16 protein-coding genes are annotated in these 15,388 nt (G+C 72.2%); 9 read left to right on the forward strand and 7 right to left on the reverse strand.

The features are described from left to right. The first annotated feature begins 133 nt into the window (after positions 1 to 133). Positions 134 to 1,567 (forward strand): DUF4173 domain-containing protein, encoded by a 1,434-nt coding sequence (locus H5965_RS23800; RefSeq protein ID WP_310972416.1) that lies wholly within the window; start codon positions 134 to 136, stop codon positions 1,565 to 1,567. Positions 1,568 to 1,680: 113 nt separating this feature from the next. Here H5965_RS23800 and H5965_RS23805 read toward each other — a convergent pair whose 3' ends face one another. Both H5965_RS23805 and H5965_RS23810 read right to left on the reverse strand, forming a co-directional pair. Continuing rightward, complete coding sequence (locus H5965_RS23805; protein ID WP_310972417.1) at positions 1,681 to 2,043, reverse strand: SSI family serine proteinase inhibitor; 363 nt, start codon at positions 2,041 to 2,043, stop codon at positions 1,681 to 1,683. Positions 2,044 to 2,071: 28 nt separating this feature from the next. Further along, complete coding sequence (locus H5965_RS23810) at positions 2,072 to 3,709, reverse strand: PucR family transcriptional regulator ligand-binding domain-containing protein (RefSeq protein ID WP_310972418.1); 1,638 nt, start codon at positions 3,707 to 3,709, stop codon at positions 2,072 to 2,074. 133 nt (positions 3,710 to 3,842) lie between these two features. Between H5965_RS23810 and H5965_RS23815 the strand changes: the two genes are divergently transcribed. Next, positions 3,843 to 5,333 (forward strand): CoA-acylating methylmalonate-semialdehyde dehydrogenase, encoded by a 1,491-nt coding sequence (locus H5965_RS23815; RefSeq protein ID WP_310972419.1) that lies wholly within the window; start codon positions 3,843 to 3,845, stop codon positions 5,331 to 5,333. Here H5965_RS23815 and H5965_RS23820 read toward each other — a convergent pair. Continuing rightward, complete coding sequence (locus H5965_RS23820) at positions 5,305 to 6,129, reverse strand: helix-turn-helix transcriptional regulator (protein WP_310972421.1); 825 nt, start codon at positions 6,127 to 6,129, stop codon at positions 5,305 to 5,307. The two genes, H5965_RS23815 and H5965_RS23820, sit on opposite strands and share 29 nt — an antisense overlap. Before the next feature lie 112 nt (positions 6,130 to 6,241). On the opposite strand from H5965_RS23820, the gene H5965_RS23825 reads away from it, so the two are divergent. Continuing rightward, positions 6,242 to 7,300 carry an aldo/keto reductase gene (locus tag H5965_RS23825; RefSeq protein WP_310972423.1) on the forward strand — a complete coding sequence of 353 codons (1,059 nt, stop codon included), beginning with the start codon at positions 6,242 to 6,244 and terminating at the stop codon, positions 7,298 to 7,300. Here H5965_RS23825 and H5965_RS23830 read toward each other — a convergent pair. From H5965_RS23830 to H5965_RS23845, 4 genes are read right to left on the reverse strand one after another with little or no spacing between them, the layout of a single operon-like run. Then, positions 7,281 to 7,775: a hypothetical protein gene (locus H5965_RS23830; protein ID WP_310972424.1), complete on the reverse strand. Its 495-nt coding sequence runs from the start codon at positions 7,773 to 7,775 to the stop codon at positions 7,281 to 7,283. The genes H5965_RS23825 and H5965_RS23830 overlap by 20 nt on opposite strands. Next, the gene (locus H5965_RS23835) at positions 7,772 to 8,953 is read right to left on the reverse strand and encodes a hypothetical protein (protein ID WP_310972426.1); all 1,182 of its coding nucleotides are present in this window, start codon (positions 8,951 to 8,953) and stop codon (positions 7,772 to 7,774) included. Before H5965_RS23835 ends, H5965_RS23830 begins: the two co-directional genes overlap by 4 nt. Next, positions 8,950 to 9,276, reverse strand: a complete 327-nt coding sequence (locus H5965_RS23840; RefSeq protein ID WP_310972427.1) for a type VII secretion target — start codon at positions 9,274 to 9,276, stop codon at positions 8,950 to 8,952. The genes H5965_RS23835 and H5965_RS23840 overlap by 4 nt, the downstream gene beginning before the upstream one ends. Continuing rightward, positions 9,276 to 9,656 (reverse strand): YbaB/EbfC family nucleoid-associated protein, encoded by a 381-nt coding sequence (locus H5965_RS23845; protein WP_310972429.1) that lies wholly within the window; start codon positions 9,654 to 9,656, stop codon positions 9,276 to 9,278. The genes H5965_RS23840 and H5965_RS23845 overlap by 1 nt, the downstream gene beginning before the upstream one ends. A 240-nt stretch (positions 9,657 to 9,896) precedes the next feature. On the opposite strand from H5965_RS23845, the gene hrcA reads away from it, so the two are divergent. From hrcA to ybeY, 6 genes are all read left to right on the forward strand, one after another. After that, a complete protein-coding gene (gene hrcA / locus H5965_RS23850) occupies positions 9,897 to 10,922 on the forward strand; it encodes a heat-inducible transcriptional repressor HrcA (RefSeq protein ID WP_191307451.1) in 1,026 nt (341 codons plus the stop codon). A 31-nt stretch (positions 10,923 to 10,953) separates the two neighbouring features. After that, the gene (gene dnaJ, locus H5965_RS23855; protein ID WP_310972431.1) at positions 10,954 to 12,120 is read left to right on the forward strand and encodes a molecular chaperone DnaJ; all 1,167 of its coding nucleotides are present in this window, start codon (positions 10,954 to 10,956) and stop codon (positions 12,118 to 12,120) included. 3 nt (positions 12,121 to 12,123) lie between these two features. Next, complete coding sequence (locus H5965_RS23860; protein ID WP_310972432.1) at positions 12,124 to 12,876, forward strand: 16S rRNA (uracil(1498)-N(3))-methyltransferase; 753 nt, start codon at positions 12,124 to 12,126, stop codon at positions 12,874 to 12,876. Between the two features lie 423 nt (positions 12,877 to 13,299). Next, on the forward strand, positions 13,300 to 13,668 hold the full coding sequence (locus H5965_RS23865; protein WP_310972434.1) for a histidine triad nucleotide-binding protein: 369 nt from the start codon (positions 13,300 to 13,302) through the stop codon (positions 13,666 to 13,668). A gap of 86 nt (positions 13,669 to 13,754) precedes the next feature. Then, positions 13,755 to 14,822, forward strand: a complete 1,068-nt coding sequence (locus H5965_RS23870; protein ID WP_310972435.1) for a PhoH family protein — start codon at positions 13,755 to 13,757, stop codon at positions 14,820 to 14,822. Continuing rightward, positions 14,819 to 15,382, forward strand: coding sequence for an rRNA maturation RNase YbeY (ybeY, locus tag H5965_RS23875; protein WP_310972436.1), 564 nt, complete (start codon positions 14,819 to 14,821; stop codon positions 15,380 to 15,382). The genes H5965_RS23870 and ybeY overlap by 4 nt, the downstream gene beginning before the upstream one ends. The last annotated feature ends 6 nt before the right edge of the window (positions 15,383 to 15,388 follow it).

Genomic DNA, 15,388 nt, shown 5'->3' on the forward strand with positions numbered 1-15,388 from the left:
CGGCGGAAATTCGGCCGGCGGGGTGGGAGTCCGCGAAGCCCCGGGCCGCGGTTCCGCCGCCTTCGCCGGCCCGGGTGGTCCGGTCTCCGGCGGTGGTGTTGCCGTCGCCGCTCCGTCCGTTCTCCTCCGGCCGATGCCGCCGCCGAAGTCCGCTGTCGTCCCCTTGCCCGCCGCCGTTCTGCCGGCAGCCGGGCTGGCCGGGGTGGCCGGGGCCCTGCTGCTCCCCGTCGACCGGCCCGGGGTCGGGTGGCTGCTCTGCGGGCTGGCCGTCGTCGTCGCCGTCGTGGTTGCCGATCGGCGCTCCCGGGACGGCGAGCCGAGCGCTCTCACCTGGCGCAACGCCGGGTGGGCCGCCCTCGCGCTCGCGTTGCTCGCCGTGGGCACCGTGCGGGCCTCCGGGTGGCTGTTCGCCCTCTGCGTCGTCGCCGCCGTCGTGGCCGGGTCCCTCTCCGTCGTCGGGGAACGGACCGTGCACTCCGTCCTCTACGACATGCTCGCCGTCCCGATCGAGGCCTTCCGGGCCATCCCGTGGGTCGGGCGCGGAGCCGGGCGCTTCGCCGGTCGCCGTGATGGGGTCGCGCGGCGGATCGCGCTCGCCGTGCTCGCCGCCGCCGGGCTCGTCGGGGTCTTCGTTCCGCTGCTGGCCAGTGCCGATGCCGCCTTCGCCGCCGTCGTCAGCGCGGTCGTGCCCGAGCTCAGCGTCGCGACGCTCGTGCGGTGGTGTTCCGTCTTCGCCGTCGTCACCCTGGTCGCCGCCGGGGCCTGCTACTTCCTGGCCGCTCCGGCGCCGCGTGCGTCCGCTGATCGTCCACATCGGACCGAATATGGTCTGGAGTGGACGTTCCCGCTCGGCGTTCTCGTGCTGGTGTTCGCCGTCTTCGTCGGGGTCCGGCTGGTCGTGTTGTTCGGCGGCACCGAGTACGTCCTGCGCACCAGCGGCCTGACGTCGGCCGAGTACGCCCGTGGCGGCTTCTGGCAGCTGTGCGCCGTCACCGTCCTGACGCTGGGCATCGTCGCCGCTGCGCTGCGGTGGGCGCCGAACGCGACGAAGGCCGACCGGCTCCGGCAGCGCGCCCTGCTCGGAACGCTCAGCGCGCTGACCCTGGTGCTCGTCGGCTCGGCGCTGAGTCGCATGTGGACATACCAGGAGGCGTACGGCTTCACCGTGCTGCGGCTGCTCGTCGAGGTCTGCGAACTCTGGTTCGGCGCGGTCTTCGTGCTGGTGCTGGCGGCACTGGTCCGGCTGCGCTCGGCGTGGCTGCCGCGCGCGGCGATCGGCACGGCCGCGGCGGCGCTGCTCGTCCTCGCCGTGCTCGATCCGGAACGCCTGATCGCCGACGCCAACCTCGACCGCGCGGCCGCCGGCAAGTCCCTCGACGACCGCTACTTGGCCCGCTTCTCCGCCGACGTGGTCCCGGTCGTCTCGGCCCGCCTGCCCGAACCGCTGCGCACGTGCGTGCTGCGGCAGGTCCTGCGCGACGACACCCCGGACGGCTGGCCGGCCTGGAACGCCGGCCGCTCGGCGGCCCGGGACATGACCTTCGGTCCGGTCACCGGCTGCGGCTGAACCGGACCGGTGGGTGGCGCGTGGTTAAGAGGTACGCGGAGCCACCGGGCCGTCGTGGGGGCGGCCCGGCGGCTTCCGCGCGTGCGAAAGCGTTCGAAAGCGGTCGGATGCGCTCAGAACGCGAAGACTTCGTCCGAATCCCGGTCCGCCTCGCAGCGGTTCGCGTAGGTCGTGTTGAACGACACCGGCTTGCCGTGCCAGGTGCCGATCGCCGTGGCCTCCACCGGGGCGTAGATCAGCGTGCACGCCTGGTGCCGGGCGTTGATCCGGGAGAAGTCGCCGCCGGCACCGGACAGCACCGCGCACGCCTTGTCGCGTTTGGGGTGCGTGCCACCCACCGGGTCGCACGTCAGGAGCACCGAGCCGATCCGGCCGGCGGTGTCGTGGGTGGTCAGCTGCAGCGTCGACGCCGGGGGTTGCGCCGGCGCCAGACAGCCGAGGCTCAGCAAGCAGGCTGCGAAGGGGAGTAGGGCCATATCGGTGTCATCGGCCGCCCGGAGTCGATCACTGTGCTGCACGTCCGGGTGAGTCTTCTTCGCTCGGCCGGGTGAGGTCCCAGGCCAGCAGCGCCACATACAGCGACAACATCGACTCCGGGTCCTCCAGCCGGACACCGAGCACCTGCTCGATGCGGGCGAGCTGCTGGTAGTAGGCCGTCCGCGAAGTGTGGGCCGCCGCGGCCGCCGCCGACTTGTTGCCGCCCTGCTCGCAGTAGTGCCGCAACGCCTGGACGAGCCGGCTGCCCGACGCCGCGTCGCGCTGGAGCAGCGGCCCGAGCTCTCGCGCCGCGAAGGCCGTCACGCGCTCGTCGCCGGAAAGCAAGTGCAGCAGGCCGCGCAGGCGGACATCGGACAACCGGTGCACCACCCGATCGGTGCCGGTGCCCAGCGCCGCCGCCGCGACCTGGCTCGCCTCCAGCAGCGTCCGGCGGGCTTCGGCGGGGGACGACACCGTCGTGCCGACCGCGAGCACGCCCGGGGCGCTGCCGCGGGCTTCGTGGACGTCGGTGGCGAGCCGGTGCAGCACGGCGTCGGCGTTGGCCTCCGGGGACAGCGCGATCAGCGCCCGCACGCCGAGGTCGTCCGTCGCCACCAGCGCCGACACCTTCGCGCGGCGGGCCGCCAGCACCGTCGCCTCGGCCAGCTCGCGCAGCACCGGCGGGGTCGACAGGGCCGGGCGCGCGGTCCCGGTCAGCCGCGGCCGGACCGCCAGCCCGGTCAGCTGCCGCCCGGGCAGCGGCACGGCCAGTGCCGAGGCGCGGGCCAGCAGCTCCGCCGTCGGCGCGGGTGAGGCGAGCAGCTCGGCGAGCACCGCGCGGTGGGCCTGGCGTTCGAGGCCGTCGGATTCCTTGGCGACCAGCCGGTGCACGGCCAGCGCGGACGCCGCCCGCTCGGCGACCACCCGGTGGCGGTGCGGCGGCTGGTCGGCGCAGACGAGGATCAGGCGTCCCCAGTCGTGCCCGCGCGCGCCGACCACGGTCACCAGCCAGCCCGAGCCCGGGTGGTAGCCGGTCCGCTCGCCGACCTGGACCACCCGCGAGCGGGCCGGCCAGCCGGTGAGCAGCTCGGCCGGGTCGGTGCCCGCCGCGTCGTAGGCGAGGACCTCGTGGGAGAGCGTCTCCAGCACCACCGGCTGCTCGGTGAGCCGGGCGACCTCGCCCAGCACGACGCCGGGTTCGGCGCCCGCGACCGTCAGCGCGGTGAACGTCTCGTGCACGCGCTCGGCGGCGCGCAGCTCGGCGACCTGGGCGTCGACGATCTGGCCGTTCACCGCTTCGGTGACGCTCACGAACCGCGTCTCCCGCGAGAGCGTGACCAGCGGCAGGCCGTGCTCCTCGGCCGCGCCGACCAGCGCCGCGGGCAGCTTGTCGCTCCAGTGCCGGACCAGCTCGACCACCACGCCCGCGGCGCCGACCCCGGCCAGGTCGGCGACGTACCGGGCCAGCGCCGGGCCGTCGTCGGGCAGCGCGACGCCGGTGGTCAGCACCAGCTCGCCGCCGCGCAGCAGGTGCGCGATGTCGGCGACTTCGGCGACGTGCGCCCAGCGCACCGGGGCGTCCAGCCCGGCGGCGCCGGCGACGACGTGCGGGCGGCCCTGGCGCAGCACCGGCAGCGCGAGGACCTCGGCGACGGTCGGGTACATGGCTCCTCGAGATGATCGGCAGGGACAGACTGTACGGCCGGCAGCCAACTGACGTACACGTTGCCGATGGCCTGGCGTGGCGCCTGCCCGGAGACTCGGGACGGGATGTTGCCGAGTGCGAGGAGTGCCCGCCGTGACCGACCGCATCAGCCACTGGATCGACGGGAAGCCGTTCGGCGGGACCGCCGCGCGTTCCGGCGAGGTCTTCGACCCGGCCACCGGGGAGGTCCGGGCGCACGTCGACTTCGCCGGTGACGCCGAGGTCGAAGCCGCCGTCGCCGCGGCCAAGGCCGCGCTGCCGGGCTGGCGCGGGACGTCGCTGGCCGGCCGGACGCGCGTGCTGTTCGCCTTCCGCGAGCTGCTGTCCGCGCGCAAGCACGAGCTGGCGAAGATCATCACGAGCGAGCACGGCAAGGTCGAGTCCGACGCGGCGGGCGAGATCGCCCGCGCGATCGAGAACGTCGAGTTCGCGTGCGGCGCCGCGCAGCTGCTCAAGGGCGGCTTCAGCGAAAACGCCTCGACCGGCGTCGACGTCTATTCGATCGCCCAGCCGCTCGGCGTGGTCGGTGTGATCTCGCCGTTCAACTTCCCGGCCATGGTGCCGCTGTGGTTCGTCCCCAACGCGCTGGCCTGCGGGAACACCGTGGTGCTCAAGCCGAGCGAGAAGGACCCGTCGGCGGCGGTGTTCATCGCGGAGCTGTTCGCCGAGGCGGGGCTGCCCGCGGGCGCGCTCAACGTGCTGCACGGCGACAAGGCCGCCGTCGACGGGCTGCTGACCCACGCCGACGTCAAGGCGATCTCGTTCGTCGGGTCGACGCCGATCGCGCGCTACGTCTACGAAACCGGCACCCGGCACGGCAAGCGCGTCCAGGCCCTCGGCGGGGCGAAGAACCACATGGTGGTGCTGCCGGACGCCGACCTCGACCTGGCCGCGGACGCCGCGGTGTCCGCCGGCTTCGGCTCGGCGGGGGAGCGGTGCATGGCGGTGTCGGTGGTGGTGGCCGTGGACCCGGTCGGCGACGCGCTGGTGGAGAAGATCACCGAGCGGATGTCCCGGCTGCGCGTCGGCGACGGCCGCGACCCCGCGTCGGAGATGGGGCCGCTGGTGACGGCGGCGCACCACACCCGTGTTTCGTCCTATGTGGACGCCGGGGTCTCCGAAGGTGCTTCGCTGGTCGTGGACGGCCGCGGGATCGAGGTGCCCGGGGACGGCTTCTGGCTCGGCCCGACGCTGTTCGACCACGTCCGCCCGTCGATGTCGATCTACACGGACGAGATCTTCGGCCCGGTGCTGTCGGTGGCCCGCACGGCTTCGTACGACGAGGCCCTGGAGCTGATCAACGCGAACCCGTACGGCAACGGCACGGCGATCTTCACCGGCGACGGGTCCTCGGCGCGGCGGTTCCAGAACGAGGTCGAGGTCGGGATGGTCGGCGTGAACGTGCCGATCCCGGTCCCGGTCGGGTATTACTCGTTCGGGGGCTGGAAGGACTCGCTGTTCGGCGACAGCCACGCGTACGGGCCGGAGGGGTTCCACTTCTTCACCCGGACCAAGGTGGTCACCTCCCGGTGGCCGGACCGCTCGCACGCCGGGGTCAACCTGGGCTTCCCGCGGAACTCCTGAGCGCGGCCCGGCTCGCGTCGTCCGCGGGACGGCCGATCAGCAGCTGCTGGCCGGCGTCCCGCACCGGCACGAGGACCTCGAAGTCGACGGTGAGCACCCCGGCGCTCGGGTGGCGCAGCACCTTGCTCCCGCGGCCGGTGCCCCGGACGTCCCGTTCCGCCCACCACCGCGCGAACTCCTCGTTGCCGCTGGTGCATTCGGCGATCAGCGCGGTCAGCACGGGGTCGTCCGGGTGCGCGGCCCACGCGGCGCGCAGGTGGGCGATCCCCTCCCGCACCACGCGTTCGCGGTCGACGTAGTACGCGCGGATCTCCGGGTGCACCAGGCACAGCCACATCGCGTTCCGCCGGGCCGGTGGCAGCTCGGCGAAATCCAGCAGCAGGTGGGCCATCTCCGCGTTCCACGCGAGGATGTCGAAGCGGTGGTTCAGCACCATGGTCGGCAGGGGCGACAGGTCTTCGACGAGCCGGGCGAGCGCCGGCTCCGCGGTGGTGACGGGGTCGCCGGTGCCGCGGGGACGTTGCCCGGTCAGGTCGTAGAAGTAGGCGCGTTCTGCCCCGGTCAGGCGCAACGCCGCCGACAGCGCCTCCACCACGGACGCCGAAGGGCGCAACCCGCGTGCCTGCTCCAGCCGTACGACGTAGTCGACGCTGACGCCGGCCAGCTCGGCGACCTCTTCACGGCGCAGCCCCGGGGTCCGCCGCGACCGGCGTACCGGCAGGCCGAAGTCGCGCGGGTCCAGGCGTTCCCGCCGGGTCCGCAGGAACGCGGCCAGCTCCCGGGTAGCGGTGATCATGCCCGGTCCAACCACCGGGGTGGGACTCGTGTTCCCAGGAAGTTCCCTCCCTTACCCCCGGTCCGCGGTGGTCCGAGGCTGGTGCCCGACGACCGAGCACAGGAGGACTCCGATGGCACTCACCCTCGACACCTACCGGCTGCTGGGCCGGTCCGGGCTGCGGGTTTCCCCGCTGGCGCTGGGCACGGCGACCTTCGGCACCGAGTGGGGCTGGGGCGCGGAGAAGGACGAGGCGCGCCGGCTGTTCGACACCTACGTCGAGCGCGGCGGCAACTTCGTCGACACCGCTCCCACCTACACCGGCGGCAGCTCCGAGCGCCTGCTCGGCGAGTTCGCGCGTGACCGTCGCGACAGCCTGGTGTTCGCGACGAAGTACTCGACGCTGCGCCGCCCCGGCGACCCGAACTCCGGCGGCCCGCACCGCAAGAGCTTGTTCGCGTCCGTCGAGGCCAGCCTCCGGCAGCTGGGCACGGACTACCTCGACCTGCTCTTCCTGCACGTCTGGGACTTCACGACACCGGTGGAGGAGATCCTGCGCGGCCTCGACGACCTGGTCCGCCGGGGCACGGTCCGGTACGTGGCGATGTCGAACGTCCCGGCCTGGGAGGTCTCGCGGATGCAGGCGATCGCCGACCTGCGGGGCTGGTCGCCGCTGATCGCGCTGCAGGTCGAGTACAGCCTGATCCGGCGGGACGCCGAACGCGACCTGATCCCGATGGCGCGGGAGCTCGGCCTCGGCGTGACGCCGTACTCGCCCCTGGGCGGCGGCGTGCTGTCGGGCAAGTACCGCGGCGCCGGGTCCGGGGAGAGCACCCGCCGCGGCTTCAACGCCGGGCTGGGCCTGGTCACCGACCGCACGCTCGCCGTCGCCGACGCCGTGACCGAGGTCGCGGCGTCGGCGGGGCACACGCCCGCTCAGGTCGCGCTGGCCTGGACGCTGCGGAACCCGGGCGTGACGGCCCCGATCGTCGGTGCCCGCACGCTCGCCCAGCTGGAGGGCAACCTGGGTGCCCTCGACGTCGAGTTCACGCCGGAGCAGCTGGCCCGGCTCGACGAGGTGAGCGCGATCGAGCTCGGCTACCCGCACGACCTGCTCGGCGGCGACCACCTCCGCGCGGTGACCCGCGGCGACCTGGTGATCGAGCCCCGGGCTACGCCGGGAGGACGTTGATCAGCAGCTTGGACCGCGGCGCGATCAGGACGGTGTTGTTCCGGCCGGGCTCGATCCGCTCGCGGAGCTTCCGATCGAGGGGGTAGGTCCGGCCGCCGGCGCGGAGGCTGAACGACTCGAGGCTCTTGAACCCTTCCGGGCTGCGGTGCAGGGCGATCGGGTACTCGTCGGTGAGGCGGCCGCTGTCGAAGTCGTGCGTCCAGCCGGTGACCGCGACCAGCCGGCCGCCGAACGCGTCGGCGAGCCGGCGCCAGCAGACGAACGCGAACCAGCCGGTGATCGCCAGGAGCGGGACCACCGTGCCCAGTACCTCTCCCGCGGTCTCCGCCACGAGGGCGATGCCCACCGTCACCACGAGACCGGCGACGGCCACGGCCGCCGTCATCCAGAAGGTCAGGTCGAGCAGCGTGCCGCGCTGCGCGGGGTGGAGCCGGCCGGTGCGGTTGGCCAGCTCCACCTCGGGCCGGTCGTTCACTCGGGGTGCTCCTTCTCGTAGGCCTCCTGGGCCTCGTGGTAGCGGTCGTACTGCTCGTTCTCCTGGCGGCGGCCCTCGATCGCCACGCCGATACCGTCGGCGAAATTGAACCCCGGCACCCCGTCGCCTTCCTGCCACTTCTTCTGGTTGAGGACGCTGCGGCCCTCCTCGGAGTACCGGCCCGGGCCTTCCAGCTTCTCCCGGAAGGGGACGTGCTCCTTGGCGGCGTCGCTCCAGCCCTTCGCGGTCTCCTCCGCCGACTTCGCCTCGCGGCCCGCCTGCTCGAGCTCGTTCGCCCGGCGCTCGATGCCCGCCGCCGTCTCGACGCTGCGGTCCACGATCCGGTCGGCCGCCTGGCCCGCCTTCTTCAGCGCGTTCGCCGCCCCTTCGAGGGCCGCCTTCGACTTGCCCGCGCCCTTCGCCAGGCCCTCCAGCTTCTCGACGATCTTCGCGATGCGCGTGCTGATCTTCTCCGCCAGCACCCCGCCCTCGATCACCGTGTCCGCGATGAACGCCGCGATCGTCCCGCCGAACGTGCACCACGAAGCCGCCAGCGCGGCCAGCGCCTTGACGATCAGCTCGCCGACGAACGACGAGATCAGGTCCCGAATAAGCCCGCGCTCGGTGCCGACCAGCGCCGCGCCGACGTTCATCGCCGTCGACGCGCCTTCGGCGTGCGAAGCCGCGCCGCGCAGGACGCCGACGTAGCTCTCGGCCGTCCGCTGGTACGCCTCCGCCGACCCGCAGTCGCTGAACGACTCCTGGACCCGCTTGGCCTTCCGCTCGTAGCTCTCGGCCGTCTCGGTGAGCTGCTTCGCGATGTTCGTCCAGGTCACGGCCTTGGCGGTGATCGCTTCGGGCTTGCCGGCGAGCTTGTCGAGGCCGTCCTTGAGGAAGGTGATGTGCTCGATGAGCCAGCCGACGCCCGCGCCGGCAAGGGTCCCGAGCGGGTCCATCGCCGCGCCGAGTAGGTCGAGGGCGTCCGTGCCGACGTCAAGCGCGAGGTTGCCCCAGTCGCCGTTGCGCGCGTCGGTGAGGGTGGCCGCGGCGTCGTTGAAGATCCCCGCGCCGCCGGTCTGCGCGTTGAGGTTGTCGAGCTCGCCCTTCGAGCCGTCGCCCATGCCGCTCCAGAAGCCGCCGGCCGGTTCGGCCGTCGCGACCAGCGGGTTCTCCGTCATGCGGGCAGCTCCTTGCCGATGCCTTCGAGCAGGCACTTCGTCTTCTGCTCGTGTTCGCGGAAGGCCGTGTGCGCGGTCTTCACCCGGTCCGCGACCTCGTGGCCGGCCTCGACCGCCGCGGTGAGGAAGCCGTCGGCCGTCGTCAGCCACCCCTGGATCGGGACCGCGAAGACCTGGCCGACCAGCCCGAACGCGTCGAAGTCGAGGGCCTGCGCGGTGCCCGCCGCGTCGAGGGCCTGCCGGACCTTGCCGGCGATCTCGCGGATCTCGTCCTCGTGCCCGCCGAGGACGTCGAAGTCGACCCTCAGACCCTGCCGGGTCATCAGAGCCCCCGGCGCAGGATCGGGCCGCCGAATTCGTCGTCGGACGGCGGTTTCCGGCGCGGTTCTTCGGCAGGCGGTTCCGGCGCCGGAATCTGTTCCTTCAGGAATTCCATCGCCTCGCTGCGCTCGCCGATCACCGGCGCCATGACCTCGGTCAGCTGCTGTGCCGCGTCGAGCTGGGCCCGCTTGGCGGTGGCCAGGACCGCCTGGGCCAGCCGGGTCCGCGGCAGCTCGTCCGCACGCGGCCCGAATCGGAGTTCCTGCAGCGCACCGGCGGTGTTGACGGTGACCGTGACGGCCCCGTCGGCGCTCGTGGCGGTCGCCGAGACACGCTGCAACCGCGCCTTCGCCTCGGCCGCGCGCCGGGCGATTTCGGGCATACCGGCCGAAGCCGGGTCAAAATTGTTCACGGCGACCTCGTCTGTCGGGGAAAGCTGCGTCGATCAGAGGGAGCAAACCGGTTTTCGGTTCCCCGTTCAAGCCGGAAAAGTATTTCGAGAACAATTCATGGGAGCCCGTTTGTGTGCTCTTTACCCGGCGGGGGCGGGCCGCGTTGAGCGCGACCGGCTCAGGCTTCCGTAAACTCGGATCGAGCAGCGAGCGAGGTAGGTGAGGAACCGGTGGCCAACGCGGAGGAACGCCGCTTCGACGTGCTGCGCGCGATCGTGGCCGACTACGTGTCCAACCAGGAACCCGTCGGGTCCAAGGCGATCGTCGAGCGGCACAACCTGGGTGTGTCCAGCGCCACTGTGCGCAACGACATGGCGACGCTCGAAGAAGAGGGCTACATCACCCAGCCGCACACCAGTGCCGGCCGCGTGCCCACCGACAAGGGCTACCGCCTCTTCGTCGACCGGCTCTCCGAGATCAAGCCGCTGAGCGCCGCCGAGCGCCGCGCCATCACCACCTTCCTCGACAGCGGCACCGACCTCGACGACGTCCTCAAGCGCTCGGTCCGGCTGCTCGCCCAGCTGACCCGGCAGGTCGCCGTCGTCCAGTACCCGATGCTGACCAACGCCAAGGTGCGGCACCTCGAAGTGGTGCCGCTCACCCCGGCCCGGCTGATGCTGGTGCTGATCACCGACAATGGGCGCGTCGACCAGCGCACCGTCGACCTCGGCGACGTCGTCACCGAAGAAGACGTCGCGCGGCTCCGCACCGTCCTCAACACGGCGATGTCCGGACGGCGGCTCAACGACGCCGCGGCGCGCGTCGCCGAGCTGCCCGACAAGTCGCCCGGCGAGCTGCGGGACGCGCTCATCCGCATCACCACCGTGCTGGTCGAGTCGCTGGCCGAACACCCGGAGGAGCGCCTGGTGCTCGGCGGCACCGCCAACCTGACGCGCAACGTCGCCGACTTCCCGGGCTCGCTGCGGCAGGTCCTCGAAGCGCTCGAGGAACAGGTCGTCGTCCTCAAGCTCCTGGCCGCCGCGCGCAACCCCGGTGCGATCACGGTGCGCATCGGTGAGGAAAATGAAGACGAGCAGATGCGCAGCACCTCGGTCGTCTCGATCGGCTACGGCCGCGACGACGTGGTGCTCGGCGGCATGGGGGTGGTCGGCCCGACCCGGATGGACTACCCCGGCACGATCGCCGCGGTGCGGGCGGTCGCCAACTACGTGGGGCAGATCCTGGCCGGCCGCTGAGCCGGGCAGAGCAGAAGGAGAAGCAGAGACGGTGGCGAGGGACTACTACGGCATCCTCGGGGTGGCCAAGAACGCGAGCGATCAGGAGATCAAGCGCGCGTACCGGAAGCTGGCCCGGGAGCTGCACCCCGACGTCAACCCGTCGGAAGACGCGCAGCACAAGTTCGGCGAGGTCACGACGGCGTACGAGGTCCTGTCCGACCCGCAGAAGCGCAAGATCGTCGACCTCGGCGGCGACCCGATGGACGGCGGCGCGCGCGGCGGGGGCGGCGGCGACCCGTTCGCCGGCTTCGGCGGCCTCGGCGACATCATGGACGCCTTCTTCGGCGCGGCCGGCGGTGGCGGCGGGCGCGGGCGCGGCCCCCGCAGCCGCGTCCAGCCCGGCTCCGACGCGCTGATCCGGCTCGGCCTCACCCTCGAGGAGTGCGCCACCGGCGTCGACAAGGAAATCGCCGTCGACACGGCCATCGTCTGCGACCTCTGCCGCGGCGCCGGCACCAGCGAAGGCACCTCGGTCAAGACCTGCGACACCTGCGGCGGCGCCGGCGAGGTCCAGTCCGTCCAGCGGTCGTTCCTCGGCCAGGTCGTCACCGCCCGCCCCTGCCCGGTCTGCCGCGGCTTCGGCGAGGTCATCCCCGACCCCTGCCGCCAGTGCGGCGGCGACGGCCGCATCCGCGCCCGCCGCAACGTCACCGCCAAGATCCCGCCGGGCGTCGGCGACGGCATGCGCATCCGGCTGTCCGGCCAGGGCGAAGTCGGCCCCGGCGGCGGCCCGGCCGGCGACCTGTACGTCGAGATCGACGAGACCCCGCACGAGGTCTTCGTCCGGCAGGGCCACGACCTGCACTGCAACTTCCGCATCCCGATGACCACGGCCGCCCTCGGCGCGACCGTGCCCATCTCGACCCTGGTCGACGGCGACTACGACCTCGACATCGAACCCGGCACCCAGCCCAACGCCGAGCTCGTCCTGACCGGCAAGGGCATGCCGCGGCTGCGGTCCTCCGGCCGCGTCGACGGCCGCGGCGACCTGCACGTCCACATCGACGTCGTGGTCCCGACCAAGCTCGACGAAGCCCAGCGCGACCTGCTGGTCGAACTGGCCCAGCAGCGCGGCGAAGAAGTCCCGACGCTGGCGTCCAACGGCACCAAGCACGGCGGGCTGTTCTCCAAGCTCCGCGCCAAGAACCACCGCTGAGCCGTGCCCGACACCACCCTGCCGGTCTTCCTCGCCGCCTCGGTCCCGGCCTCGGGCCGCACGGTCCTCGACGGCGAGGAAGCCCGGCACGCGGCGACCGTCCGCCGCCTGCGCGTGGGCGAACGGCTGATCCTCTCCGACGGCGCCGGCGCCATGGCCCGCTGCGTCGTCGAGGGCGTCCGAACCGGGCGCGACGCTCAGGTGACGCTGACGGTCGAGCAGCACTGGACCGAGGAGCCGCCGGCGTTGCGGGTCCTGGTGGCCCAGGCGCTGGCCAAGGGCGATCGCGGGGAGCTCGCGGTCGAGCTCGCCACCGAAGCCGGGGTCGACGCGATCGTCCCGTGGCGGGCTTCGCGGAGCGTCGCGAAGTGGGAGGACGGGGCGCGCGGGGAGAAGGCGCTCGCGCGGTGGCGGGCCACGGCCCGGGCAGCGGCGAAACAGGCGCGGCGGGCGCACGTGCCGGACGTCACCGAGCCGGTGACCACCGGGGAGCTGGCCGGGCTCGTGGCCACCATGTCGCTGGCCGTCGTCCTGGAGTCGGACGTCCCCGACCGGCTCGCCGACCTGCCGCTCCCCGACGCGGGAGACGTTTTGCTGATCGTGGGACCCGAGGGCGGGATCACGGACGAGGAACTCGCCGCGCTGCGCGAAGCCGGCGCCCGCGCGGTACGGCTGGGAACGACGGTCCTGCGCACCTCCACCGCGGCCGCCGTGGCACTGGGAGCCCTCGGAGCCCTCACCACCCGTTGGCAGTAGCCCACGGCGAAAATCGACGCCATATTTTTGCGCCCAGTTATGGCGCGATCACGCTCCGACCCGTTACTCTCATTTACTAACGCACCGACCATCGGCTCGGTGCGCACTGGGAAGAAAGACTCCGCCGGGCACCTCCCCCCTCGGTCCGGCGGCCGCCGCGGCCGCGGTGAGGCGACCCCCAGGCTTCACCGCCGCCGCGGCATCTCCTTGCTCGCTTCGCTCGCCGTCGAGCCGCGGCTTTGGTTTCGTCCTCTTCTCTGGGGGTCAAACCCCCAGACCCCCAGACGGGGGCAAGCCCCCGGACCCCCCGCGAGTCGGGTGGGTGGTTGCGTTGTGCTGGGCGTGTTGCTTGCTCGGCGGCCTTCGGCCTTCTCGCTGGTGGGGATCCGGTGTCGGTCTGGTGTAGGTCGATAGGGTGCTCTCATGAGCGGAACCGAGGCTGAGACGCTGTTCGAACGGATCATTGGTGGGGAGATCCCCGCCGATGTCGTGTACCAGGATGCGACCACCTTTGCCTTTCGGGACATTCGGCCGCAGGCTCGGGTTCATGTTCTCGTCGTTCCTCGGAAGCGGTACCGGAACGTTGCGGAGCTTGCTGCCGGGGATGCGCAGCTGCTGAGTGATGTCATTGCCACCGCCCGTAAGGTTGCCGAGCTCGAGGGCATCGTCGAGAGCGGCTACCGGGTCGTCTTCAACACCGATGAAGATGCCGGGCAGACCGTCTTCCACGTGCACGCCCACGTTCTGGGCGGCGAACCGCTCGGGCTGTTCGGGGCCCCGGACCAGGACTAGGGAAACCGGCCTGCGTCCGGTCGGTGGGTGCCAGTAGCATCGGTGGGGTCCGTTCTCCCTCACCGAGAAAGCAGGCCTGAGGCCACGTGGCCGGAACCGTACCGGGTGGTGCCGCCCGACCCGACGTCCCCGGAGACGTCGCCAAGACCGAGGATGCCGCCGTCCAGGCCGCGCAGTCCCGGTTTCCCATCCCCGACGCCGCGGCCCTGAGCCTGCTCGGCTCCCGCGACGAGAACCTCCGGGTCGCCGAGGAACTCCTCGCCGCCGACGTGCACGTCCGCGGCAACGAAGTCACCCTGACCGGGACACCCGCCGACGTCGCGTTCGCCGAACGCGTCTTCGCCGAACTCGTCCAGCTCGCCACCGGCGGCCAGCAGGTCGGACCCGACACCGTCCGGCGCACCATCGGCATGCTCTCCACCGGAGACGCCTCGCCCGCCGAGGTCCTCAGCCTCAACATCGTCTCCCGGCGCGGCAAGACCATCCGCCCCAAGACGCTGAACCAGAAGCGGTACGTCGACGCCATCGACAAGCACACCGTCGTCTTCGGCATCGGCCCCGCCGGCACCGGCAAGACGTACCTGGCCATGGCGAAGGCCGTCCAGGCGCTGCAGGCCAAGCAGGTCACCCGCATCGTGCTGACCCGCCCGGCCGTCGAAGCCGGCGAGCGCCTCGGCTACCTGCCCGGCACCCTGAACGAGAAGATCGACCCGTACCTGCGGCCGCTCTACGACGCGCTGCACGACATGGTCGAACCGGAGTCGATTCCGCGGCTCATGCAGGCCGGCACGATCGAAATCGCACCGCTCGCCTACATGCGCGGCCGCACCTTGAACGACGCCTTCATCATCCTCGACGAGGCCCAGAACACCACGCCCGAGCAGATGAAGATGTTCCTCACCCGGCTCGGCTTCGGGTCCAAGATCGTCGTCACCGGCGACATCACCCAGGTCGACCTGCCCAGCGGGCAGCGCAGCGGCCTGCGCGTCGTCCGCGACATCCTCACCGGCGTCGAGGACCTCCACTTCGCCGAACTGACCAGCCAGGACGTCGTCCGGCACAAGCTCGTCGGCGACATCGTCGACGCCTACGAGAAGTGGCAGGCCGTGCAGGACGCCCAGCAGAACGACGGCTGGAAGGGCAACCGGCGTTGAGCATCGAGATCGCCAACGAGTCCGGCGTCGACGTCGACGAGACGTCCATCGTCTCCGCCGCCCGCTACGCCCTCGACAAGATGGAGGTCAGCCCGCTCGCCGAGCTGTCCATCCTCCTCGTCACCCTCGACGTCATGGAAGACCTGCACGAACGCTGGATGGACCTCCCGGGCCCCACCGACGTCATGGCCTTCCCGATGGACGAGCTCGACTCCTCCCGCCGCCCCGACGCGCCCGACGCGTCACCGGCCCTGCTCGGGGACATCGTGCTCTGCCCGGCCTTCGCGAAGGACCAGGCCAAGACCGCGGGCCACGCCCTGATCGACGAGCTGCACCTGCTCACCGTGCACGGCGTGCTCCACCTCCTCGGCTACGACCACGCCGAACCCGCCGAGGAACGCGAGATGTTCGCCCTCCAGAAGCGCATCCTCGGCGAGTACCAGGAGGCCGTCGCCGCGCTGGAGAAGCGGGACGCCCAGCGCAACACCGACGACCGCGTCCTCGGCATCGCCGGCCTCGACGCACCCGCCGCCGCCGAGCCCACCGGGGAAACGCCCTAGGCGCCA

This window comes from Amycolatopsis sp. 505 (assembly GCF_031625235.1).
Lineage (GTDB): Bacteria > Actinomycetota > Actinomycetes > Mycobacteriales > Pseudonocardiaceae > Amycolatopsis.

What these genes read in the sequence shown, in the direction of transcription:
- H5965_RS23800 (WP_310972416.1), top strand. Translation starts at nt 134, where the DNA reads ATGCCGCCGCCGAAGTCCGCTGTCGTCCCCTTGCCCGCCGCCGTTCTG.
- H5965_RS23805 (WP_310972417.1), bottom strand. Translation starts at nt 2,043, where the DNA reads ATGGCCCTACTCCCCTTCGCAGCCTGCTTGCTGAGCCTCGGCTGTCTG.
- H5965_RS23810 (WP_310972418.1), bottom strand. Translation starts at nt 3,709, where the DNA reads ATGTACCCGACCGTCGCCGAGGTCCTCGCGCTGCCGGTGCTGCGCCAG.
- H5965_RS23820 (WP_310972421.1), bottom strand. Translation starts at nt 6,129, where the DNA reads ATGATCACCGCTACCCGGGAGCTGGCCGCGTTCCTGCGGACCCGGCGG.
- H5965_RS23825 (WP_310972423.1), top strand. Translation starts at nt 6,242, where the DNA reads ATGGCACTCACCCTCGACACCTACCGGCTGCTGGGCCGGTCCGGGCTG.
- H5965_RS23835 (WP_310972426.1), bottom strand. Translation starts at nt 8,953, where the DNA reads ATGACGGAGAACCCGCTGGTCGCGACGGCCGAACCGGCCGGCGGCTTC.
- H5965_RS23840 (WP_310972427.1), bottom strand. Translation starts at nt 9,276, where the DNA reads ATGACCCGGCAGGGTCTGAGGGTCGACTTCGACGTCCTCGGCGGGCAC.
- H5965_RS23845 (WP_310972429.1), bottom strand. Translation starts at nt 9,656, where the DNA reads ATGCCCGAAATCGCCCGGCGCGCGGCCGAGGCGAAGGCGCGGTTGCAG.
- H5965_RS23865 (WP_310972434.1), top strand. Translation starts at nt 13,300, where the DNA reads ATGAGCGGAACCGAGGCTGAGACGCTGTTCGAACGGATCATTGGTGGG.